The 22690-nt window shown below is 39.6% G+C and carries 19 protein-coding genes; 7 read left to right on the forward strand and 12 right to left on the reverse strand.

What is annotated here, in order from left to right; translation table 11 throughout:
• Nucleotide 1 precedes the first annotated feature (1 nt).
• The 5 genes from IW15_RS16815 to IW15_RS16835 all read right to left on the reverse strand — a co-directional run bounded on the left by IW15_RS16815 (nt 2) and on the right by IW15_RS16835 (nt 7816).
• Nucleotides 2-3145: an efflux RND transporter permease subunit gene (locus IW15_RS16815; RefSeq protein ID WP_034713761.1), complete on the reverse strand. Its 3144-nt coding sequence runs from the start codon at nt 3143-3145 to the stop codon at nt 2-4.
• A gap of 16 nt (nt 3146-3161) precedes the next feature.
• The gene (locus IW15_RS16820) at nt 3162-4307 is read right to left on the reverse strand and encodes an efflux RND transporter periplasmic adaptor subunit (protein ID WP_034713763.1); all 1146 of its coding nucleotides are present in this window, start codon (nt 4305-4307) and stop codon (nt 3162-3164) included.
• 230 nt (nt 4308-4537) lie between these two features.
• Nucleotides 4538-5455 carry a helix-turn-helix domain-containing protein gene (locus IW15_RS16825; RefSeq protein ID WP_034713764.1) on the reverse strand — a complete coding sequence of 306 codons (918 nt, stop codon included), beginning with the start codon at nt 5453-5455 and terminating at the stop codon, nt 4538-4540.
• Between the two features lie 152 nt (nt 5456-5607).
• Nucleotides 5608-6357 (reverse strand): metallophosphoesterase, encoded by a 750-nt coding sequence (locus tag IW15_RS16830; protein ID WP_034713765.1) that lies wholly within the window; start codon nt 6355-6357, stop codon nt 5608-5610.
• Between the two features lie 70 nt (nt 6358-6427).
• Nucleotides 6428-7816 carry an MFS transporter gene (locus tag IW15_RS16835; RefSeq protein WP_034713767.1) on the reverse strand — a complete coding sequence of 463 codons (1389 nt, stop codon included), beginning with the start codon at nt 7814-7816 and terminating at the stop codon, nt 6428-6430.
• A 143-nt stretch (nt 7817-7959) separates the two neighbouring features.
• Between IW15_RS16835 and IW15_RS16840 the strand changes: the two genes are divergently transcribed.
• Together IW15_RS16840 and IW15_RS16845 are read left to right on the forward strand one after the other, a co-directional pair.
• Nucleotides 7960-8430, forward strand: coding sequence for an Lrp/AsnC family transcriptional regulator (locus IW15_RS16840; protein ID WP_034713769.1), 471 nt, complete (start codon nt 7960-7962; stop codon nt 8428-8430).
• A gap of 815 nt (nt 8431-9245) precedes the next feature.
• Nucleotides 9246-10400 (forward strand): T9SS type A sorting domain-containing protein, encoded by a 1155-nt coding sequence (locus IW15_RS16845; RefSeq protein WP_165585217.1) that lies wholly within the window; start codon nt 9246-9248, stop codon nt 10398-10400.
• A 539-nt stretch (nt 10401-10939) separates the two neighbouring features.
• Here IW15_RS16845 and IW15_RS16850 read toward each other — a convergent pair.
• The 4 genes from IW15_RS16850 to IW15_RS16865 form a co-directional block, all read right to left on the reverse strand.
• A complete protein-coding gene (locus IW15_RS16850) occupies nt 10940-11842 on the reverse strand; it encodes a PhzF family isomerase (RefSeq protein WP_034713772.1) in 903 nt (300 codons plus the stop codon).
• 46 nt (nt 11843-11888) lie between these two features.
• Nucleotides 11889-12677 carry an SDR family oxidoreductase gene (locus tag IW15_RS16855; RefSeq protein WP_034713774.1) on the reverse strand — a complete coding sequence of 263 codons (789 nt, stop codon included), beginning with the start codon at nt 12675-12677 and terminating at the stop codon, nt 11889-11891.
• A 4-nt stretch (nt 12678-12681) separates the two neighbouring features.
• A complete protein-coding gene (locus tag IW15_RS16860; RefSeq protein ID WP_051882141.1) occupies nt 12682-13107 on the reverse strand; it encodes a RidA family protein in 426 nt (141 codons plus the stop codon).
• Between the two features lie 196 nt (nt 13108-13303).
• Nucleotides 13304-13690: a Fur family transcriptional regulator gene (locus tag IW15_RS16865; protein WP_034713775.1), complete on the reverse strand. Its 387-nt coding sequence runs from the start codon at nt 13688-13690 to the stop codon at nt 13304-13306.
• Between the two features lie 87 nt (nt 13691-13777).
• Between IW15_RS16865 and IW15_RS16870 the strand changes: the two genes are divergently transcribed.
• Entirely contained in the window at nt 13778-14116 is a 339-nt protein-coding gene (locus IW15_RS16870) for a MerC domain-containing protein (protein ID WP_034713776.1), read from the forward strand.
• A 252-nt stretch (nt 14117-14368) separates the two neighbouring features.
• Here the strand turns inward: IW15_RS16870 and IW15_RS16875 are convergent, their stop codons facing one another.
• Complete coding sequence (locus IW15_RS16875) at nt 14369-15043, reverse strand: YceI family protein (RefSeq protein ID WP_034714093.1); 675 nt, start codon at nt 15041-15043, stop codon at nt 14369-14371.
• Between the two features lie 292 nt (nt 15044-15335).
• On the opposite strand from IW15_RS16875, the gene IW15_RS16880 reads away from it, so the two are divergent.
• Both IW15_RS16880 and IW15_RS16885 read left to right on the forward strand, forming a co-directional pair.
• Nucleotides 15336-15980 (forward strand): YciE/YciF ferroxidase family protein, encoded by a 645-nt coding sequence (locus IW15_RS16880; RefSeq protein WP_034713777.1) that lies wholly within the window; start codon nt 15336-15338, stop codon nt 15978-15980.
• An 82-nt stretch (nt 15981-16062) separates the two neighbouring features.
• Nucleotides 16063-16296, forward strand: a complete 234-nt coding sequence (locus tag IW15_RS16885) for a hypothetical protein (protein WP_034713778.1) — start codon at nt 16063-16065, stop codon at nt 16294-16296.
• A gap of 63 nt (nt 16297-16359) precedes the next feature.
• On the opposite strand, the gene IW15_RS16890 is transcribed toward IW15_RS16885, so the two are convergent.
• Both IW15_RS16890 and IW15_RS16895 read right to left on the reverse strand, forming a co-directional pair.
• A complete protein-coding gene (locus IW15_RS16890; RefSeq protein ID WP_034713779.1) occupies nt 16360-17499 on the reverse strand; it encodes a 1-acyl-sn-glycerol-3-phosphate acyltransferase in 1140 nt (379 codons plus the stop codon).
• A gap of 337 nt (nt 17500-17836) precedes the next feature.
• On the reverse strand, nt 17837-20212 hold the full coding sequence (locus IW15_RS16895) for a TonB-dependent receptor domain-containing protein (protein ID WP_034713781.1): 2376 nt from the start codon (nt 20210-20212) through the stop codon (nt 17837-17839).
• Nucleotides 20213-20322: 110 nt separating this feature from the next.
• On the opposite strand from IW15_RS16895, the gene IW15_RS16900 reads away from it, so the two are divergent.
• A complete protein-coding gene (locus tag IW15_RS16900; protein ID WP_228384390.1) occupies nt 20323-21987 on the forward strand; it encodes a histidine kinase in 1665 nt (554 codons plus the stop codon).
• Nucleotides 21987-22685: a LytR/AlgR family response regulator transcription factor gene (locus tag IW15_RS16905; RefSeq protein ID WP_034714095.1), complete on the forward strand. Its 699-nt coding sequence runs from the start codon at nt 21987-21989 to the stop codon at nt 22683-22685. The genes IW15_RS16900 and IW15_RS16905 overlap by 1 nt, the downstream gene beginning before the upstream one ends.
• The last annotated feature ends 5 nt before the right edge of the window (nt 22686-22690 follow it).

The following is a 22690-nucleotide window of genomic DNA, read 5'->3' on the forward strand; positions in this document are numbered from 1 at the left end:
ATTAATACTCCCAATCGGCTTCTGTAACAACTTTCCCGTTAATTTTTTCATGCAGTGCCTGGAATACGACAAAAAGAACCGGAACGATGAAAATTCCTAAAACAGTTCCGAAAAGCATTCCTGAAATAGCAGCATATCCGATCGAAAGATTCCCCATTGCTGAAGGTCCCACCACAAATATCAAAGGAATCAGTCCGGTAATAAATGCCAGGGAAGTCATCAGAATAGGACGTAGACGCGCTTTTGCCCCTTCTACCGCAGAAGCGATAAGACTTTTTCCTGCCCTGCGACGCTGGATCGCAAATTCCACGATAAGAATACCGTTCTTGGCCAATAGCCCGATCAACATGACCAACGCAATCTGCACATAAATATTATTGGACAGATCTGCCAGCGTAATCCCGACAAACACCCCTGACAAACCAACCGGAATTGCGATAAGTACGGCAAACGGAAGAACATAACTTTCATACTGCGCTGATAAAAGGAAAAATACAAACACGATACACAATCCGAAAATCATCACCGACTGTGAACTGGAGCCTGCTTCTTCCCTACTCATCCCTTTATAATCATAGGTATATCCCGGAGGAAGCACCTGCTTGCTGACTTCTTCAATCGCTGCCATCGCCTGTCCCGTACTAAATCCCGGTGCCGGCATCACGGTAAGGTTGGAAGAGTTAAACAGGTTGAAACGGTCTACCACCTCTGCTCCTGTCACTTGTTTCAGGGTAACCAGCGTGTTTACCGGAACCATTTCATTGGCATTGTTTTTAACGAAAATTCCGTTCAGTGATTCTTTATCCTGTCTTGATTCCGGGGTAGCCTGCACCAATACTCTGTAATATTTCCCGAATCTGTTGAAATCTGAAGACTGGATACTTCCGTAATATCCCTGCATTACGCCGAGCACATCGGAAACATTCACTCCCAGCTGTGCTGCTTTTACCTCATCTACAAGAACTTCAAACTGAGGATAGGTTACATCAAACGTAGTAAATGCTACGGCTACTTCAGGACGCTGCATCAAAGCACCCATCATTCCATATGAGATATTTCCCAAATTCTGAAGCTCGCCGTTGGTACGGTCCTGCAGAACAAGTTCCATACCGCTGGTATTTCCAAAGCCGTCTACCGTTGGTGTATTGATCACGAGGAAATTCGCCCTTTTATCCTGAGAGAGCATTCCCTGGGTTTGCCCGATGATATCATTGATATTATTAACCTTCCCTCTTTCACCGCCTTTTTTTAATTTAACGAAAATAGATGCTGCAGAAGAAGACATCGATCCACTGAAAAGGTTCAGTCCATCCACCGAAATTACTTTATCGACTGCAGGATTTTTAAGCAGAAGATCTTCCGTATCTGAAACAACTTTTGAGGTTCTGTCTTTTGAAGCTCCGGGAGCAAGATTAGCGGTCACAATGATGAAACTTTGGTCTTCGTCAGGAATAAATCCTTTTGGAGTGGTCATAGACATCCAGACAAACAATCCTCCGAAAGCTACAATCAATACCAATGCGACCCATTTTCTTTTCAACAGAAACAATACTGCTTTTCCGTAACGGAAGGTCAGTTTATTAAAGCTTGCATTAAAGCCCGCAAAGAAACGGTCTTTGAAATTCATATTCTCTTGGGAACCTCCGTGATGCTGCTGTTTCAGGAATAAGGCACATAAAGCCGGGCTCAATGTTAAGGCATTCACAGCAGAAATAACAATCGCAATGGCTAATGTCAGTGCAAACTGCTGGTAGAAAAGTCCTGTTGAACCACTCATAAATGCTACCGGAACGAATACCGCAGACATAATCAGGGTAATGGAAACAATCGCTCCTGTGATTTCGCTCATTGCCGACATCGTAGCCGCTCTTGCATTCAGCTTTTTATGTTCCATTTTAGCATGAACCGCTTCTACCACAACAATGGCGTCATCTACCACAATACCAATCGCCAGCACTAAGGCGAAAAGCGTCAGAATATTGATCGAGAATCCGAATACATTCATAAAGAAGAATGTACCTACAATAGACACCGGAACTGCAATAGCCGGAATCAGGGTAGAACGGAAATCCTGAAGGAAAATATAGACAACAATAAACACTAAGATAAAGGCCTCAATCAGGGTATGAATTACCTGCTCTATGGACTGATCCAGCGCTTCTTTGGTCGCATACGGAATTTCATAAGCCATTCCTTCCGGAAAAGATTTTTCAAGTTCTTTCATTCTTTCCTGAAGCGCGATCTGAACTTCATTTGCATTGGATCCCGCCATCTGGAACATCGCCATCGTTACAGAAGCTTTTTTGTTAAAATTCGAAGAAACGGTATAACTGTACGCTCCAAACTCTACTTTTGCAACATCTTTTAATTTCAATACGGAACCGTCACTTAAGGCTTTTATCGTAATATTTTCATATTGCTGCGGCTCTGTAAATTTCCCTTTATAGCGAAGAACATACTCCATGGATTCTTTACTTCTTTCCCCGAAACGGCCGGGTGCTGCTTCCAGGTTCTGGGACTGGATCGCACGCGACACATCTGAAGGTGTCAGGTTATAAGAAGTCAGTTTATTCGGGTCCAGCCATACGCGCATTGAGTAATCTTTATTCCCGTAGACCATGGCATCTCCCACTCCTTTTACTCTTTTCAGTTCAGGAACGATATTGATTTTAGCATAGTTTTCCAGGAAAAGATCATCCATAGTACCGTCTTTACTGGTCAGTGAGATCATAGCGATCATACTGTTCTGTCTCTTCAGGGTTGTAATTCCCGCCTGTACTACTTCCGCAGGAAGCTGGTTGGTTACCTGTGCGACTCTGTTCTGTACGTTGATAGCGGCCTGATCGGGATCTGTTCCCAATTTAAAAATCACTGTAATACTCAATGTCCCATCATTACTTGCCGTTGAGGTAATGTAGTCCATATTTTCTACTCCATTGATGGCATTTTCCAGAGGTGGCGCCACTGATCTGGCGATCGTTTCTGCATTGGCTCCGGGGTAAGCAGCCGTTACCATCACGGTAGGCGGCGCAATATCCGGAAATTTGGTAATCGGCAGATTGAGCATACCGACAATTCCGAGAATGACCAACAGTACTGAAATAACTGTTGCCAATACCGGCCTTTTTATAATTTTCTTTAGCATAATTTTTTCTTAATTCTTACGATTTTTTGGGTTGGCCATTTTTCTTCTGCGCTACAACAGGAGTTCCCGGCTGTAGTCTGTCGAAACCGGTAACGATATACTGATCTCCAGCCTTAAGCCCTTTTGATACAATAAAATGGTCGCCCGCTTTTCCGCTTACCTCGATAGGAAGCTGGGCAGCTTTTCCTTCCTTGATGGTGAATACAAAGGTTTTATCCTGAATAATTCGGGTAGAAGCGATAGGAAGAAGGATCACATTGCTGTACAACTGGTCCAGTACGATCTTCCCGGTATTTCCGCTTCTTAACAGGTTGTTGGGATTGTTGAACTTTGCTCTGAGCGTAATGGAACCTGTGGTTTTATTGAACTGTCCTTCAACGGCATCAATTTTCCCTGTTTCCGCATATTTTTCACCTCCTGAAAGTAATAAAGAAACGGCTGGTGTATTTTTTATAATTTCTTCAATACTGCTTCCTTTATACTGTTTTTGAAAATTGTTAAAATCATTTTCACTCAGGCTGAAATAAGTATACACCTGATGAATATCCGACAACATCGTAATAGCATCCTGATTTCCCGGCGTCAGTAAACTTCCCAAACGGTAGTTGAACCTTCCGATGTATCCGCTTACCGGAGCTTTAATAGTAGAAAAATTAAGATTAATTTTTGCCGACTCAATAGAAGATAGCGACTGGCTTACGGCACCTCTTGCCGCATTATAGGCTGCTTCAGCCTCCTTCACCTGGATATCCGAAACCATTTTATTTTTGAAAAGTTCTTTTTTGCGGTCTACATCGATTTTAGAGGTGGAAAGATTAGCCTGTGCTGAAATTAAGGCAGCCTGAGCACTTTTAAGCTGCTCCCGGAAGATCTGATCTTCAATTTTAAACAATGGCTGCCCGGCTCTCACGTAATCGCCTTCATCTACAAAAATTTTCGATAAATATCCGGTGACCTGAGGTCTGATTTCTACGTTGGAAACTCCTTCAACAGAAGCGGCATATTCCCTGGAAACAGAGGCGTCTCCCTGCTGTACGGTTTCTACCGGAAGTTCCGGTGCCTGCTGCTGATAAGACTGGTTTTGATTATTTTTCCTGCATCCCACCAATACGATAAGCGCGAGGAAAAGTATCGGTGATTTTTGAATAAAAAATCTCTGCATAACAATATTCCTTTAAATTTTACGGGGCAAAATTCGCCCTAAAAAAATTCAAGAGAAATATTCAAAAAACTCCTTATTTTGTCAAAAAGACTCCTTATTTTTTAAAATATGAGAAATATCATATTTTAGCTTTATCAGAATATAGAGATCATTGTATTTCATCATCCACATGAAGATACTGATTATAATTTAGCAAAAAGACAACTTAGCCAATCTCATAATTCTTATCATTAATAAAGGTCATCTTTTTTATACATCAACGGTGATTTTCCGGTGTGTTTTTTAAAGAACTTGCTAAAGGATGCCTGATCTGGAAATTTAAGCTGTGCTGCAGCCTCTCCCACATTGGTAGTTGAGTTTTTAAGCAGCAGTCTTGCTTCTACCGCCAGCACCTGATGAATAATATCCCGTGGAGATTTATACATCGTCTTATTGATCACTTTTGTAAGGTATTTCCGGCTGATACACAGCTTGTCTGCATAAAACTGAACGTTATGCTGTTCTTTAAAATGCTCACGGACCAAGATGAAAAAACTGGTGGTAATTTCATCTTCACGGTAGGTTACCTGATGAGGTTTTTCTATTTTTTTAAAGTAATTGTCAATCTCATAAATAACCAGCGAAAAGTGATGCCAGATCATTTCATTGAAATAATAATCATCCCTTTCGGTATTGTTCAGGGTCTTTAATTCGTCAAGATGAAAACTAAGCTTTCTGAAGATATCAGGGTCTTTCCTGATGATATGAGTAGGATCCGAAGAAAGACTTTTCAGGACATCATTGGATTTATAATTAAAACCTGCATCGGAAATAAAATCCACCGAAAAGAAGATATATTTTGCGACATAATCATCCGAAATACGCTCTACCCAAAACGTTTCCGCAATCGGACAGAAGACCACATCTCCTTTTTCCACATCATAGCCTTTTTCGTCAAGTCTGAACCGGATATTGCCTTCCTCAACCAAAAATATGCAGAAATAATCGGATCGATAGGGAACATTCAGCTTTACTGCATAATTCGCTTTATCGATGGTCATCACCACGAATTCTTTTATTCTTAAATCAAATTCTACCTGCTCCAGCAATTCTTCAAAGGTAAATACTGAGATAAATTCTGAGGGGACTTGTTTCGTTTTTTTGGACATTGCTAGGTATTGGATGCGAAAATAATGAATAAAACACCTTGAATCTTAATGTTTCCATTGAAAGCATAAATCATTCTTTTTGATTGCGTGTGTGAAATTGTAAGCAAAATCAGTACATGGTCTGCAATTATCTAAATTCAGATTGGGATCACTTATCTTATTTCAACAATCAATTCCTTTTCATAGCCATTGTATTTTTCATCAATATAGCCATGAGGATTACAAATCACTTCAGTGTCGCCAATGGTATACCTGCAAGGGGTATGAATATGCCCATGAATCCAGTACAATGGCTGATATTCCCGGATCATGTCTTCAAGATTGGAAGCATAGGCAGCCGTAAGCGGATCTTCTTTATAATGTTCCGGAACCGATTGAATACTGGGCGCATGATGGGTAATAACGATATTTTTAAGTTCTGCTGAGTTTTCAAGGCTTTCTTTTAACCATATTTTAGAGAACTGATGGATCTTAAAAGTATCGATGGTCCTCATTTTTGAATAGGAAGGATCGCGTCTGATCATTTTGTAATCATTCATTTTAGGTTGACAGAGCATTCCGTATTCCAGAGGATTTCCAAAAATTGAAAAATCTGTCCATAGAGTTGCTCCATGAAACCGTATTCCGTCAATATCTACGAAATCGTTTTCAAGTACAAAGATTTTTGACTCTTTTGCTGCTTCTTTTATTTTGTGTAATGTTTTCGGATAGGAACCTTTATAATATTCATGATTTCCCAACACATAGAGCACCGGTTTATGGGGAATTTTATTTTTGATCCATTCAATTCCTTTCGTTCCCAGATTCACATCACCAGCCAATACAACAACATCTGCATGATCAAAAGAAAGCTCGGTACTTCCAAACTCCTGATGCAGATCGCTGATGATTTGTATTTTCATGATGCAAAAATAAAAAGAACCGGCTTATTTTAACCGGTTCTTCTTTATTTATTTTATTTCAAAGCTATCTTTAGGAAACTGCCATTTCAGCTTTTTTACTTTTTAAACTCTTCATGATAAAGTAAAACAATAGGCCGATTGCTGACAGCGCATAGCCGATAAGAATGATCAGACTAAGACCGCTTACGGCATATTCTGACGGAAATATCTGGCTCATCAAGGTCATGAAAGACAATCCTATTCCTGCTCCCAGAAAATAGCTGGTAGAACTTAAACTTGAAGCCACTCCGTAGTCTGAAGGATCCACATCCTGGATTCCCATTACTGAAAGTGCTGTAAAACAAAAGGTCATCCCTATTCCTGAAATACAGGCCGCTCCCAACAACACTACTGTAAGTGGATGGCCAATATATACGGAAATTAGTAAAAACAAAGCTCCGGCAAGCATAAACATCCATCCTAAAATTCCCATTTGTGATGAATTGAACCTCTTGGAAACATGAGGCAGGATAAATTTCGCCACCAACGCAGAGACAATACTGAATGGAACCAGCATTAAGCCCGCCGAAGCAGCACTGTGGTCCATATCTTTCTGCAACATCAGGGAAATCAGGAACAAAAATCCAATAAAAAATGCCCCTAATGCAATGAAAGCCATATTTGAAATCCTTAACGACCGGTGTTTGAATACCTGTAGATCGATCAAAGGGTTATCTACGGATCGTAAACGGTAGAAAACTGCTAATAAAAAGACTACTGAAAGAACCAGTGATCCAATAATCAGAAATGGCTGTTCCTGGATATGAATCAGTTCATGAGCACCATATGTTAAACTTAAAAGTCCTAACACAAGCAGCAGCCCGGATATAATATCTGTCTTTTGTGTTTCACTATTTTTCTCATCTGCAGGCAGATACTTGTAAGCACATACAAGGGTTATCAGAAGAATAGGAACATTGATGAGAAATACCCAATGCCAGCTGAGATAGGTACTGATAATCCCACCAATAGACAATCCGCTTCCTGAACCAATAGCCGCAAAGGAACTGAAAATTCCTATCGCGCGGTTACGCTCCTGTTCAGCTTTGAATGTATTGGTTACAATCGATAAAGCCGAGGGCATGATGAATGCCGCTCCCAATCCCTGCAAAGCACGGAAGATTGCTAACACCTCAAAATTATGTGATAATCCGGCTCCTAAGGAAGTCAGCATAAAAATAAGTCCCCCTATAAGAAATACTTTTTTTCGGCCGATCTGGTCTGAAAGCTTCCCGCCAATGATTAAAAAACCTCCAAAAAATAGTACATACAACGTTTGCAGCCACTGTACAGTTTCTGCCCCAATATTGAACTGCTTCTGAATAGCAGGAATGGTAAGGTTAATAATAGCAATATCCAACGCCTCTACAAAAGTTCCAACTGATGCAATTATTAAGATTAAATTCTTCCGTGCTTCCATATGATTCAAATTTCCTGCAAAATTAACAATAACAGAACGTATGTGAAAATTATATACTAAATTTGGAACAAATATGAATATTAGTGAATTAATAAAGAACAATTACACTATTAGCACTAGTTAATCATCTAAAAACAGAACAAATGGCATCAGAAAATTACACTCCGGACGAGAAAGACCTTTCTATTTTACGATTATTACAGAAAGATGCAAAGCTTAGTGTGCGGGATATCTCGGCAAGAATCAACCTAAGCCCTACTCCAACGCATGAACGTATAAAACGTATGGAAAAGCTTGGAATCATTAAGGAATACACCGCCGTAGTAGACCGTAAGAAAGTGAATAAAGGTATGATGGTGATCTGTATGATCGCCCTGAACGTTCACAACAAAAAAACAGCCGGAAAGTTTATAGAAGAGGTAGGAAAACTGAAAGAGGTGGTAGAATTCTATAACATCAGTGGTGATTTTGATTTTATGCTGAAAATACTGGCTCCGAATATGGATGAATTCCATGAATTCTTTATCAATAAGCTTTCTGAAATTGAAGGTATCGGGCAGACCAAAAGCATCTTCGTGATGAACAGTATTAAAGAAAGTGGGCAGATTCTTTAAATGGCCAATCATTTCAGATAATGTAAACTCATTTACACTTTTATTTTAAACACTTTAGTTTTTAAACACTTTAGTTTTTTTTAAGTTTAAATGATGGTGTGCAGAGAAGTTTATATAAGATAAAAAATCAAAGATTCATCTGTGTAAATCCGTCTAATTGTGGTTCTAAAATCTTAAACCACAAAGCCACAAAAGTTTTTAAATACTTTAGTTTTTTTTAAGTTTAAATAATGATGTATAGTAAGTTCACATAAGCTGAAAAATCAAAGATTCATCTGTGCAAATCCGTCTAATCTGTGGTTCTAAAATCTTAAACCACAAAGTCACAAAAGTTTTTGAACACTTTAATTTTTAAGTTAGATGATGGTGTATAGTAAGTTCATATAAGATAAAAAGTCAAAGATTCATCTGTGCAAATCCGTCTAATCTGTGGTTCTAAAATCTTAAATCACAAAGCCACAAAAGTTTTTAAATACTTTAGTTTTTTTAAGTTTAAATAATGATGTATAGTAAGTTCACATAAGTTGAAATTAAAAATTCATATTTGCAAATCTGTGGTTCTATAAATTAAGTCATACTACTATAGGTAGGAAAACAATCCTTATTTATTAGTTTCATAAATAAATACAATAGATATTTAGCATAATGCAATCTTTCTCTTTTATCACTGACCTTTTTGTAAATAGATTGTTGTTTTAAATCTCTTCATTGTGATAACAACTGTTTTTGTTTTGTTATATTTCCTATTTTAGTGAAAACTAATTTCATTCTAATAACCATCAAAACAAAAACTTATGAGAACACAATTATCTCCCATGAAAACTAGTATAGTAGCAGCTATGGTATTTTTAACCGGAATTATCAATGCCCAGCAATGGGATGTAAACGGAAACCCGGGAATCAACAACACAAATTATGTAGGTACAATCGATGGAAATGCTCTTTATTTAAGAGTAAACGGAGCTTCTGCCAATCCCAACCAGGCCCTTCTGAACGAAGCCGGCTCTTTTATCGTTGAAACTACCAATAACACCAACATTTCCAAAGCAAAAGGGAGCATCATCAATGGAATTTCCAATATCCTTGGCGGGCAGGCCGCGAGTTCACTGGTCAGTGGCTGGGAAAATGACCTCACCAATGCTGGAGGAGCCAATATTGTTGCCGGACAGGCCAATACCATCCTGAATGGAGCCAGCAAATCTGTAGCCTTAGGCTGGAAAAATACTATCAGAAATGCGAATCAATTTGCACTGGGCGTTGGAATTGACCTGGGTGATTTCTATTCCGGAGGATTTGGAATTGATCTTGCCGCCACCGGAAACCGTTCTTTTGTCATTGGATCCGGAACAGGAGGTGCAAAATTAACGAACACGATTCCGTTATCTATTATGCTGGGCTTGTCTGCCACCTCAACGATGCTGATCAAAGATCAGAGCGTTGGAATCCGTACCACCAGCCCTACGGCTAATTTCCACACGGTAGGAACGGTACGTTTACAGGGGCTTCCCACAGGAACAGGCCGTGGATTAGTGGTAGACACCAACGGAAACGTTATGGTTTCCAGTACGCCGCTAAGCAGATCTGCCAATAATGATGAAATGGTCCTGCAACTTGAAGACCGCATTAAAACCCTTGAAAACACCGTAGAAGAGCTGAAACAATTGCTATTGAACAGAAGTGGTTCATCAACAATAACGTCATCATCTGATGTTCCGTCCCTATCTCAAAATGTACCCAATCCCACAAAAACTGAAACGAGCATCCGCTATTATCTTCCCAAAGAGGTAAAAGCTGCCTCCATTGAAGTGTACAGCATATCCGGACAGCTGGTTAAATCCCTTCCCTTACGTGAGAAGGGCAATAGTGCAGTTACTCTTTCAAGCTCAGATCTGCAATCAGGCACCTATATTTATAAAATGACCGCCAACGGAAAAACAATTGATTCTAAAAAAATGGTAATCAGAGATTAAATCTTGATATATATTTTCATTGATACGGCTGAAGGAGGAATCTTTCAGCCGTTTTTTATTAATATGACTATTATAGTCCCAAGCTAAATTCTCGGTTTTTCAAAAGTTATTTTTAACCATTTTTTTAGCCTGAAAAATTCTTTTAATTCTGAGGTAGTTTCTCTCATTTAATCATTTCAAATTCAATTATATTATTAAAAACATTTATCATTCTTTTGTCTTGAAACAAAAGAATCAAAAGTTCAAGACTGGGAAGCTTCCGCTAAAAATAAATGCTGTTCTCTAAAAATTCTAAAACTTGCGCGAATGCAATGTGTGTTCTTCGGTTCCATAATGTTGTCGCGCTTCAAACACTAGAATTTTCTTAACGTTCACAGCATTCATTTTCTTAACGCTCCAGCTTCCTAGGTCGCTTTGGGAAGTATTAAATATTTCAGTAATTATTAAATTTATCAATTTTATCGAAGATAAAATCCTTGCGTCTTAATTGCATCCGAATCAGAAAAAGATTGCGTCTTTGCGTTTAAAACATTTAACGATTACAAACTCAACTCAGTCTTGAAAATCACCACCGCATTTCCTTTAATTTTAATCTCTTTCGGGATATTATTTTCACTGGTTACACTGACGTTGATCGTTCCAAGGCGGTTTATTTTTTCGCCCTGTTTGGCATTAAATTCAACATAATTATCCTCAAAGCTGACAACCCTATTCTGAACCAGATAGCCTCCCAAAGGACCGTTCGCATTACCCGTTACAGGATCTTCAGTGATGCCTATTGCTGGTGCAAACATTCTTCCATACGTAAGCGTTTCTTCTTCGCCTGAATCTAACGTAAAGACAAAATAGCCGTTGCAGCTGATACGTTCGCTCAATAGAGCTAATTCCATTTGATTCGGACTTAGTTTATTAAGTTTTTTCCTGCTCCTGATTCCAATCATTACTTTTGAATGTCCTGTTGACGCGATTTGGATGGGACATCTTTCATCCAGATCAGTACGCTCCAGCCCCAGCGCTTTAAGCAATATCTGGCTCGTTTCGGTATCAAAAGCCGGGCTAAGGTCAAATTTCCCCTGCGTCATGATAATCTGATAATCGCCGTCTTGTTGTATGATTTCTATGGGAAGAATCCCGATTTTGGTTTTAATTCTGAACACACAGGAATCCATTTTGGATTCTAACGCTTTTGCATAGACAGCAGCAATGGTAGCATGTCCGCAGATCGGAACTTCCGTTGTCGGAGTAAAATAACGGACTTCCGCATCGTATCCTTCTTCCGTGGGATGGAATAAAAAGGCTGTTTCCGAGTTGTTCAGCTCTCTTGCAATCAACTGCATTTCATCCGGAGATAATCCGTCTGCATTGATGACCACTCCCGCAGGATTTCCTTTGAATTTTTCTTTCGTAAAGGAATCGATCTGATATACTGTTCTCGTCTTCATGCTGTTTTGGTTTGTTTTAAAATAGAGCGTTCTACACTCTTTTATGTTAATAGAGCCCTTTGTAACTGCCTCCATCCAGCGGAATACTGGCTCCGGTGAGATAAGCGGCGAAATCAGAAGCTAAAAAGGCAGCCAGATAGCCGTATTCTTCGGGTTTTCCTAAACGTTTTACCGGAATATCCTCCACCTGCTTTTCTTCAATTTCAGCGATACTTTTTTGGGACTGCTCAGCTCTGTGGGCATTCAGGCTTTTGATTCTGGCAGTATCGAACAATCCGGTCAGAATAGAATTCACGGTGATACCATAAGATCCTACTTCAACGGAAAGACTTTTGTTAAAACTCAGCCAGGCTGTTCTCATCGTATTTGACAGGACAAGATTCAGGTTCGGTTCTTTTACAGTCATTGATGAAACATTGATAATCCGGCCAAAACGGTTTTGCTTCATGCTTTCAATGGCTTTTAACGTGATAAAACAATTGGTTTCAAACAAAAGACGGTACGCTTCATTAAAATCTTCCAGCGTTTTTTGATCAATGGTTCCTGCTTTCGGTCCATTGGTATTATTCACCAGAATATCAACGGTATGGTGTTTAAAATATTCGGTGACTTTTAATTTACAATCCTCGAATTCATAAAAATCTACCACCAGATACTGATGCTGCTGACCGGAAGATGTTGAAAGCTCCGAAAGCACTTCTTTCAGTTTCTCTTCATTGCGTGCCATTAAAGTAACGGATGCACCACATGACGCCATCTGCATAGCAATAGCTTTCCCAAGTCCCTGGGTACTTCCACCAATCAATGCTTTTTTATGGGATAAATCGATATTCATACGTTTATTCTTTGGTTTTGAAATGGGCGATTCCTGAAATTTCTACAGAAGCATTGGCAGGCAGATCCAACACAGCAATACAGGTTCTGGTAGGATATTTATGTTCAAAATAACTGCTGTAACGTTCGTTAAGGGCTGCATAATTCTTCATATCTTTCAGATAAATGGTAGTACTTACCAAATCTTCCAGAGTCAATCCATGGGTTTGCAGCTGTGTTTTAAGATTCTCCATAACCTGCTTCACTTCAGCATCAAAATTTTCATTGGCTAGTGTTGAAGTTTCAGGGTTGACACCGACCTGGCCTGAAATAAATAACAGGTTATCAACTTGTAGAGATGGGGTGAAAGGCAATGCATTTTTCATTTTCTGTTGGGCATTAATTAAAAGGTTAATGAATAATAAAGGTACGAGAATAATCGTTTTCTTCATGTTTAATTCTCCAATGCATTTCCAAAAAAATCAATGATAGCAACAGATATGTATTGTAAAAACTAGTTAGTTATCACACTGATTTTTGATTTTCATTGGATAGATACAAAAATATATACTTCCTTTTTTTAAATACAGATACAGGTTTATTATTTTATATGGATACAGATCATACTTTACCGTCTTGAATACATTTTTATGAACCACAACATTTAGGACAAATCCCGCTGATCACAAAATTATAGGTATGCGCCACAAAATGGTCGGAAAGTGAAATCTTGGGAACTACATTTTCCAGACAGATTACCGACAGGCATTTTTCACAGTTGAAATGGACGTGGTCATGCGAATGGCTTTCTTCTTTGCATTGACTGCATTTTGCATAGTTAACCACTCCATTTACATTGACAATTTTATGGATTTTGCCTTCTTCTTCCAGACGGTCCAAAATTCTGTAGATCGTCACCCTGTTACAAAGATCCCCTACTTTTTCCTGAATGGTATAATGAGACAACGCTGTTTCTGAGGCATTGATCAGGTTCAATATCTCAGTTTTTGCCTGGGTATTTCTAACTTGTTTCATTTTTTAATGCAACAGAGTTGCTTTATTAGGGTTTTTATTTCTACTTTTGCAACAAAGTTACAATAAGAAATTTAAATCTTCTATTTTATGAAATCAAAAATTCTTGACGCAGTAGGAATTTCAGCTGCTGTTTTATGCCTTATTCATTGTATTGTATTCCCGCTGTTGCTAATTATTCCATTGGGTATTTCGCACAATCTTTATATCGACTTAGCTTTCCTTCTTATTGGTGCTGTTGTAGTCTACAGCGTTACCAAAACGATAAAAAACCGCAAACTACAGTTTCTATTCTGGACTTCTTTATTGCTTATTTCAGTTTCTGTATTGGCAGATCTTATATTTGAAGTTCATATCCCTTTAATTTATCTGGGAGCAGCCGGACTGATTACTGGCCACGTGATTAATTTTAAAAATCACAAACATTAATTTATACTTTGGCTTGAAAATCCAATGTACATACTATAGAAAAAAGGCGGACTGATGTCCGCCTTATTACAAAATTTGAGTATACAATAATCATTTATTTTGAATCTGATATCCAGGCAATATTCTCATTCCTGAATAGTGTTTTAGAGATGAAATTTTAAAGAAGGTTTCATTACATTGACATTGATCTGTACCGATAAAAAAAGACACCTGCCAGGCAGATGTCTTCTTTATTTTTTAACCGTGATGGTCTTATTTCTGATTGGCTTTCACATCAATACCGATCTCGATATCTTTGCTGATCATCCATTCTGCAGGATCAGACTCTGTTGTTCCGAATTTGATTCCCCAGTCAGTACGGTTTACTGTAAATTTAGCCAGTAAAGAAACTTTCTTGTCTGCCGTATCTACTTTAGCCGGGAAAGTTACGTTAAGCGTTTTTCCTTGTAACGTAAGGTTTCCGCTTACGGTTTTATTAGCCCCCGCAACAGCTCCTTCAGCTCCTGCTGCAAGATCTGAAACTTTAGTGATTTTGAATTCTGCTGTTGGATTTTTTTCAACATTGAAGAAATCGGCGCTTTTCAAATGGGTTTCCAGCTCAGTATACTTTTTGTCTTTTTCTGTAACAGAAGCAGGATCTACTTTAATTGATTTCATATCAATTACGAATTCTCCGGAACTCAACTGACCGTCAGCCAATGATAATTCCCCGGAACTAATCGCAAGGGTTCCCCAACGAGGAGCAAAACCTCCTTTATGAAAGGCTTTCCAATTTACGGTTGATGTAGCTGCGTCTACAGCAAATACATCTCCTTTTTTCTCTGCAACCTTTTGTTCTGTAGCTGTAGAAGCTGTCTTAGATTTGTCTCCACACGATGTCAGGAATAAACCTGCAGCTGCCAGAGCGATAACACTGATTTTTCTCATTATTATTATTTTATTGTTAATGACTGATAAGATCCAGATCTTAATTTTCATTTGGATGTCCAAATATACAACGTTTAAAAGAATTGAAAATTGATGTAGGTCAATAAAGTATCCCCTTCTGACTCTTTTCGTTACAACACCTGCACATTCTTTCCATTTTTAACAAGATCACATTATTTAACAAATAATACAATAGCAACGGTTATTTTTAATGAAAATAATATTCTAATTTGGTCTCATAATTGCAACGGATACAGAATTACGCTACAATTAATCACTAAATTATACCATTATGGAAACTAAAACGAAAGCTAAGAAAGTAACAGTTAAAAAAACGGCAACTCCGAAAGCAACAACATCAAAAACGGCTGCTTCAAAAGCGCCGGCAAAGGCCACTTCAAAAGCACCATCAAAGACGCAGGCAAAAATTCCTGCTAAAAAAAATGCGGCTAAAGAATTAAAAGATTTGTTTGAAGATTCCTTAAAAGACATTTATTGGGCTGAAAAAGCGCTTACGAAAGCTCTTCCGAAAATGTATAAAAATGCAACAGATAAAAAATTACAGTCTGCTATTGAGCTTCACCTAGCGGAAACTCATGTGCATGTAAAAAGATTGGAGGAATGTTTTGCTTCAATGGGCAAAAAACCACAAGCTAAAAAATGTGATGCCATGCAGGGATTACTGGATGAAGGAAAAAGCATCATGGAAGAGACAGAACCGGGACCTGTAAGAGATTCTGGAATCATAGCTGCTGCTCAGAAAGTGGAACATTATGAGATCGCTACTTATGGTACATTGGCAGCCTTTGCTAAAATCCTTAAAGAAAAAACCTGCCTTAAAAACCTTTTAGCAACTTTACATGAAGAGAAAGTATGCGATCAACTATTAACAAAAGTAGCGGATATCACCCTTAACAGCAAAGCTCTTAAGAAATAAAATTACGTATTCTACATACAAAATTCTCCTCTTCACCGGGGAGAATTTTTTCATAATAACCACTCACCCAAATATTTGCCCTATGAAATATAGTGAAGCCGTTCAGCATAAAAAAGAAGCCCTTGAAAAAGCAGATGAATCCGTATTAAAAAGTTACCATCTTATTATAAGCCCTGCAAATACCGACGAAAGCCAAAAGTACATTAAAGCATTCCTGAAAGATCCGGAAGCATTTAATGATGCAAGCTGCAAAGAATTTTGCACCGATGACGAGTATGAAGTTGTGAGTTTCAGAAAAGATGAAGAGGAAAAATAAAAATATTCATCCTGTTATCAGGGTGAATATTTACAATATCTAATTGATCCGGATACTTTTATTCTACCGGAAAATTTCCTGAGACTTCATTTTATTAATCAGAGGATTGGCGTACATCGACAGGAAATAATCTTTGGAAACAGCATCATTGGGATCAATACGCATTTCAAGCCTTCTTACAAACAGCTGTTTTTCTTTTTCCGTATAATGTGCAGCATATGTATCCGTATGATGAAGCAAATCGTAAGCAATATATTTCGTAGGCCAAAGTTTATAGTTCTGTATGATAGAATCATCGATGATCTTCGCGATTGCCTGCAACTGCTTATTCTTATTTTCGAATTGTTCAGCAATCGTATCGAGTTCCGTATCAATTACGTTCCCGGCATGCAGATGAATCCTTTTCTTTTGTCCCAGTACACCACTCAGCATGGTCGTAAAATCCTCATTCTCCCCTTTTATATATTCCTCATCTCTGTGCTTCGCCAGAAGCTGCGGCATTTTTAAGGAATCCGTAGGGTCATATTCATAGGAAATGGATATCGGAACGATCTTCAATGTTTTAAAATAATCCGTCAGTGCCAGATCACCGGCCGCCATAGCAAGCATTTTTAACACTCCCTGCTGGGTAGCATCATTTCCGTCTTTAGTCCGTCCTTCACGCTGTGCAATCCATACAGAACGTTTTTTGTCGTGTAAAAGCTCTTTTATGTATTCAGACATGATCTGAGAACTTTGCAGCTGTTCACGGATCGGCAGTCCTCTCTGAACTAAAAAGTTACGGTTCAGCTTTGCCAATACATGTAAAAATGTTTTCTGAACAAGATTATCCCCGATTGCAGAAGAAGTCATGATAAATCCTCCTTCCAGCAACACCAGGTTGAGCAGAGAGGTATCTAAAACAATATCCCTGTGATTGGAGATAAAAAGGTAGGGCGTATTTTTATCCAGCTGATCAAATCCCGAAGTCGTTAATCCTTCAGAACTCTTTTCAAGAATCTGGCGGACGGTATGGGCTATGAAATTGTGTTGAAAATCGCTTACAGAGTGTATATTTTTAAACTGTTTCCTCCAAACCTGTTTATCAACATCAGGAAAAGTAAAATTCATCAGTGCTTTCATCATAGGATCACGGGCTACACCACGTAATGCTTCATTCACTTCATGATCATAAAAAGGCCTGATTTCATCGAACTTCGACATGTAATTATTTAAAAATTAAAACTATTTTGCAAAAGAACAAAAATTTATTGAGGGTACACTACAATGTTTGTTAAAGTATACCATTTGTAGACATAGCAACTATGTGCTACATACCATTGCATGTTCCTGAAATGCAAAAACCGTGTCATTTTTCTTTAAAAGACCATATTTTCGAAAAAATATTCTATTGAAAATCCATTTTATTGGAATTTCCCTTTAAAATGAGATAGAGACATTAGGGAATGAAATGAAAAACCAGAGCTTTTCGACTCTGGTTTCTTTAGAACTGAAAGCGTATTCTTTTTTTGAGCAGAATAGTAGCGTACAAAATAGCACCTTAATTACGATTTCCGCTTTTAGCCTGCCGTACATTCTGAGTGTCCTTCAGATTTAGTCTGTATACCAGTGTCAGACGATATCGGGCAGCATTAGGAATACTCGTCTGGCTGATTGCATAATCAGCTCCCCGGGTTGTGCTTTTTAGTTTTCGCAGGTCAAAAAGGTTGCTTACATCAAAAGAAACGGTTGCTTTGTCCTTTAAAAAAGTCTTACTGCATCCGAAATCAATACTATGCAGTGCATCAGCACGGGTTTGGGCCGTAGCGTTGGCCCCTCTGAAATTATAAAGCATCTGGAAAGCGAGCTTATCCTTCAGTTTCAGTTGGGTACTTAAACGGGCAGTAAGGGTATTGCCGGAATAATCAAAGCTTTGGTTTTGATAGCTCCCCTGTTCGGCATAGTGAAATACATTAAGCTCGGTATTTACCTGCAGCCATTTGACAGGATTATAGAGTACCGAAAGTTCAAAACCCTGACGTGTTTCCTTATGGATATTGACCGGCATGGTAATAAAGAGACCCGCTGCATCCTGAAAAGTGAAATCTTCGATAACTCCAGCGTTATGCTGATAATAGAAAGACGGATTTAAAGTAAGGGTTTTCCAGTTTTTAAGAAAAGCCACTTCAAATACATGGGCATATGATGGATTAAGATCCGGATTACCTACATACCGGGTAGTCAGATCCGTCAGCTCGTTGAACGGATAAATCATTCCCAGGCTTGGCCTGTTGATCCGTTTGCTGTAACTGCCCTGTAAAGTTCCGTTTTCTTTGAACCGGTAACTGATGTTTACGGTTGGGAACAGACGGCTATAATTTTTTTCATTGGTATAGCTTCCAGCACGGTCTTCAATTCCGATATGGGTCAGTTCGCTGCGCAGGCCGGCCTGGTAACTAAAATGACCCTTCTTACCGGAAAACTGCACATAAGCGCTTCCAATCAGTTCTTTATAGAGCAAATGATTGTCAATCTGGTCTATAACTTCCCACCCTTCGGTATTCTGCTGCTCTGCAATAAAATCACTGTTTACCCTGCGGTCTTCCATTTTCAAACCGAATTCCAGCGTAGAGAGGCTGTCCAGCGGCTGTACCATATCCGCTTTCATCATCAGGTCCTTGCTGCTGCCAACAGATCCCGTTCTTATCATTGGTAAAGTGCTGGCTAGAGGTAAAATCCTGCCTGTAGAGAGATTCCATTCCTTGTCACTATCCCAAAAATCATACTGCATGTCTACTGTAAACTTCTTATCCGGCCTTTTGAATTTCCTGGTATAATTAAATTCAATCTGATTATAGCTCCGTTTTTCCCATGATTCTCCATTACGGCTGAGACTGCTGTCAATAGCGCCGGACTTTCCCGAATACAGATAATTCAACCGGGTCTTGTCATGGTCATGGGTGGAGTTTCGCATAAAAGCTGCGGTAATTGAATTCCGGTCATTGATCTGAAAATCTGCTCCCACATATAATAACTGGGCATTATCATGACGGTTTTCATCCTGTCGCTGGTCCAGATAAACCGGTGTACCTGAAAGCCCGGTAGACTGCTGCATCGTGTATAGCCCCACATAATCCGATAACCGGAGGCCATAGGTAGCAAAGAGGTTAATTTTATTTGATTTATAATTCAGGCTGGGACTTATCCGTGATTCATTGGGCGTTCCGCCCACCAGACGCAGCTGTCCGCTAAATCCTCCTTTCTTATTCTTTTTAAGGATGATATTAATGATTCCTGCTGAACCGGCTGCATCAAATCTGGAGGAAGGATTCGTAATGACTTCAACGCGTTCCACCTGATCGGCGGGAACCTGCTCCAATGCATTTCCCTGCGTCAATCCGGTACGGCGACCGTCGATCAATACCAGCACATTGCTGTTACCGCGCAGACTGATGGCGCCGCCCGGACTTACACTCACCGAAGGAACAATATTAAGCAGATTCGTGACTGCTCCCGACTGTGAAAGCACATCCTTCCCCACTTCAAAAACCTTTTTATCAATTTTCAGACTCACGGATGAACGTTGGGAAGTTAAAGATACTTCCTGCAATAATTTTGTATCGGGTTCAAGAATGAGAGTTCCAACATTGACCATGGCATCAGGCTGTATCTGTATAGGCTGGCTGATGGTTTGAAAACCCATAAGGTGATAAGTGATCGTATACTTCCCTGCCGGAATGCTTTCCAGCCGGAACACTCCCTTGTTATCGGAAATACCGGCAGCAACCATTTTATCCGCACTTTCTGTAAGTGTTACTGTCACATAAGGCACAGGAGTGGCCGGTTTTTCATGAAGAATACCGGTGATTTGCCCTTTCTGAGCAAAGGAATAGTTTGCCGTGATGAAGAGCAGAAATATAAGGACTATTTGTTTCATGGTGTAAAAATAAATCACGAACCGAATCCTCTCCTGTAAAAACATTTGAACAGCTCTACCGCCTTTCAAACGGCTGTCAGATTATCCAAATTACCTTGTATATTTACGTCATGCATCATATCCTGTTTCTATTTGTGTTTCTCTCTTTACTGACTACGCCTGTTATCCGTAATGAAGACCCGTTACCTGTTTATAAAACCGGTGATAATGCAGCCTGGGCCGCCAAAAACTATAATGATAAAGACTGGTCACCAAGCAGAGGAAATACCTCAGACAGGATATTCTGGTCGCGAACCCATCTCGACCTTCGCCCGGTAGAAAATGACCTGCCGCCATTAGGACTGCAAATTGAATCCTTCGGTGCATTTGAGGTGTATTGGGATGGTGTCCTGATCGGCAGAAATGGACAGCTTCCGAAAAACGGCAACCCGGAAATCCCGGGAACTGAAAGCACTTATTACAGAATTCCGGATCATCTGATTTCACCCGGCCTTCATACGGTTGCGATGCGCAGCTCACAAAGCTTATTTCCTGATATGCAGCGAAGCATCGGATTTACGATAGATCATTATCCAAGATTAATAACCAGACCGCTGATCACCATGGCCTACATGAATCTGATGGCCGGAGCTTTCCTCATTGCATCTATCTATTATTTTTTCCTGTATCTGAACAGCAAACGCAGGCAGCGGGATATCCTCATCTTCGCTACGATATGTTTTCTTTTTTTTGCTTTACTGATCATGGAATATCTGAAGTTTCATGTGGTAATTCCCTATTCTCAGTTTTTCATACGGCTGGAGGTGATCGGCTGGCTTACCTTTGCGAATGCCCTTCTGGTTCCCTGGTATTTCATCATTCAGTTTAATTTTAAGAAAGGGAAATGGCTAATGGCTGCACTCCTGATGACGCTCCTTTTGTTTTATGAATTCAATTTCGGACATTATGACCTTACGGCACGGCTCTACAGTCTTGCGATGCTGGTAGCTTCTCTTATTGTGGTTGTGAATGGTATCTTTCAAAAGGAGAAAGGCGGCTTTATTGTTCTGGCAGGTCTTTTAATCAGCGCTTTGGTAAACCGGTTTATGGTCTATGATTATGGTCTGTTCATCAGTTTTACCATTATCGTACTGTGCATGCTGTATCTGCACTCGATCCGTACGAGTATCATTGAGGCTGAGCATCAGAATGCCGTTTTGCTTTCCTCAAGACTGCAGCTCGAACTGCTTAAAAAGAATATACAACCTCATTTTTTAAGGAATACCCTGACCTCGATGATGGATTGGGTAGAGGAATCGCCGAAGGAAGGCGCCCGTTTTATACAGGCATTGGCAGCCGAATTTGATATTATGAATGAGATCTCAGAGCAGACCCTGATTCCCATCTCAAAGGAGCTGGAACTCTGCAGGCAGCATGTAGCTGTGATGGGCTTCCGGAAGGAAATCAATTATCTTTGGGAAGAAAACGGAATCGATCAAACACAGCTGATACCTCCAGCAATTATTCACACCTTGCTGGAAAACGGCATTACCCATAGTGAACCTCTGGCAGGCAATACAGTTACATTTGTGCTGTCTTATTCTTTATCAAAAGAGTTTCATGAATATGTGTTTGAAACCATCGCCATGAACCGGCAGATCATAACAGACAGGGCTGGTGGCAATGGATTTAAATATATCAAAGCACGTCTGACCGAGAGTTATGGGCAAAACTGGAGATTCCATTCGGGCTCTACAGAAAAGGGATGGAAATCAACAATTCAAATTATACGATAATGAATATACTGATTATAGAAGACGAAGCCAGAATTGCCCGCCGTCTTCAGCGCATGACCGCAGAATTTTTCGCTGATAAAGCTGTAGATATTACAGTCTGCGATTCGCTGCAAAAGGGGCTTGATCAAATTACCAGCCAGCCCCCGGATGTATTGCTGTTAGACCTTAATCTTAATGGTGACAATGGATTTGAGGTATTGGAACAGATGGTAGCTTCTTCTTTTCATACCATTATTGTGTCAGCGAACACGGATAAGGCGATTAATGCTTTTGCCTACGGAGTTCTTGATTTTGTTCCCAAGCCTTTCGATCAGGACAGACTTTTCAAAGCTTTGACCAGGTTTGTGAGCCCTGCACAAAAACCCGACGAAGGTATTAAATACCTGGCGGTAAAAAGAGCCGGACAGGTACGCCTGATCAATATTGCTGAGATCCTGTACATCAAGGGAGCGGGAATCTATACGGAGCTGCATCTGAACAATGGACAGCAGGAACTTCATGATAAATCCCTTGAACTTTTACAGCAGCTGCTTCCCAATCAGTTTGAACGTATTCATAAATCATATCTGGTCAGTTTCCAGCAGATAGAAAAGATACTCGTCAATCCGGGTACCCGATACAGCGCACTGCTTAAAACAGGGGATCTGCTTCCGGTAGGCCGTTCCAAATATAAGGAACTGAAAAACAAAACCATTTGATCTAA

Source organism: Chryseobacterium soli (assembly GCF_000737705.1).
Lineage (GTDB): Bacteria > Bacteroidota > Bacteroidia > Flavobacteriales > Weeksellaceae > Chryseobacterium > Chryseobacterium soli.

Bases quoted from the DNA above. Each gene is read 5' to 3' on its own strand.
- IW15_RS16815 (WP_034713761.1), bottom strand. From the start codon at position 3,145: ATGCTAAAGAAAATTATAAAAAGGCCGGTATTGGCAACAGTTATTTCA.
- IW15_RS16820 (WP_034713763.1), bottom strand. From the start codon at position 4,307: ATGCAGAGATTTTTTATTCAAAAATCACCGATACTTTTCCTCGCGCTT.
- IW15_RS16825 (WP_034713764.1), bottom strand. From the start codon at position 5,455: ATGTCCAAAAAAACGAAACAAGTCCCCTCAGAATTTATCTCAGTATTT.
- IW15_RS16830 (WP_034713765.1), bottom strand. From the start codon at position 6,357: ATGAAAATACAAATCATCAGCGATCTGCATCAGGAGTTTGGAAGTACC.
- IW15_RS16835 (WP_034713767.1), bottom strand. From the start codon at position 7,816: ATGGAAGCACGGAAGAATTTAATCTTAATAATTGCATCAGTTGGAACT.
- IW15_RS16840 (WP_034713769.1), top strand. From the start codon at position 7,960: ATGGCATCAGAAAATTACACTCCGGACGAGAAAGACCTTTCTATTTTA.
- IW15_RS16845 (WP_165585217.1), top strand. From the start codon at position 9,246: ATGAAAACTAGTATAGTAGCAGCTATGGTATTTTTAACCGGAATTATC.
- IW15_RS16850 (WP_034713772.1), bottom strand. From the start codon at position 11,842: ATGAAGACGAGAACAGTATATCAGATCGATTCCTTTACGAAAGAAAAA.
- IW15_RS16855 (WP_034713774.1), bottom strand. From the start codon at position 12,677: ATGAATATCGATTTATCCCATAAAAAAGCATTGATTGGTGGAAGTACC.
- IW15_RS16860 (WP_051882141.1), bottom strand. From the start codon at position 13,107: ATGAAGAAAACGATTATTCTCGTACCTTTATTATTCATTAACCTTTTA.
- IW15_RS16865 (WP_034713775.1), bottom strand. From the start codon at position 13,690: ATGAAACAAGTTAGAAATACCCAGGCAAAAACTGAGATATTGAACCTG.
- IW15_RS16870 (WP_034713776.1), top strand. From the start codon at position 13,778: ATGAAATCAAAAATTCTTGACGCAGTAGGAATTTCAGCTGCTGTTTTA.
- IW15_RS16875 (WP_034714093.1), bottom strand. From the start codon at position 15,043: ATGAGAAAAATCAGTGTTATCGCTCTGGCAGCTGCAGGTTTATTCCTG.
- IW15_RS16880 (WP_034713777.1), top strand. From the start codon at position 15,336: ATGGAAACTAAAACGAAAGCTAAGAAAGTAACAGTTAAAAAAACGGCA.
- IW15_RS16885 (WP_034713778.1), top strand. From the start codon at position 16,063: ATGAAATATAGTGAAGCCGTTCAGCATAAAAAAGAAGCCCTTGAAAAA.
- IW15_RS16890 (WP_034713779.1), bottom strand. From the start codon at position 17,499: ATGTCGAAGTTCGATGAAATCAGGCCTTTTTATGATCATGAAGTGAAT.
- IW15_RS16895 (WP_034713781.1), bottom strand. From the start codon at position 20,212: ATGAAACAAATAGTCCTTATATTTCTGCTCTTCATCACGGCAAACTAT.
- IW15_RS16900 (WP_228384390.1), top strand. From the start codon at position 20,323: ATGCATCATATCCTGTTTCTATTTGTGTTTCTCTCTTTACTGACTACG.
- IW15_RS16905 (WP_034714095.1), top strand. From the start codon at position 21,987: ATGAATATACTGATTATAGAAGACGAAGCCAGAATTGCCCGCCGTCTT.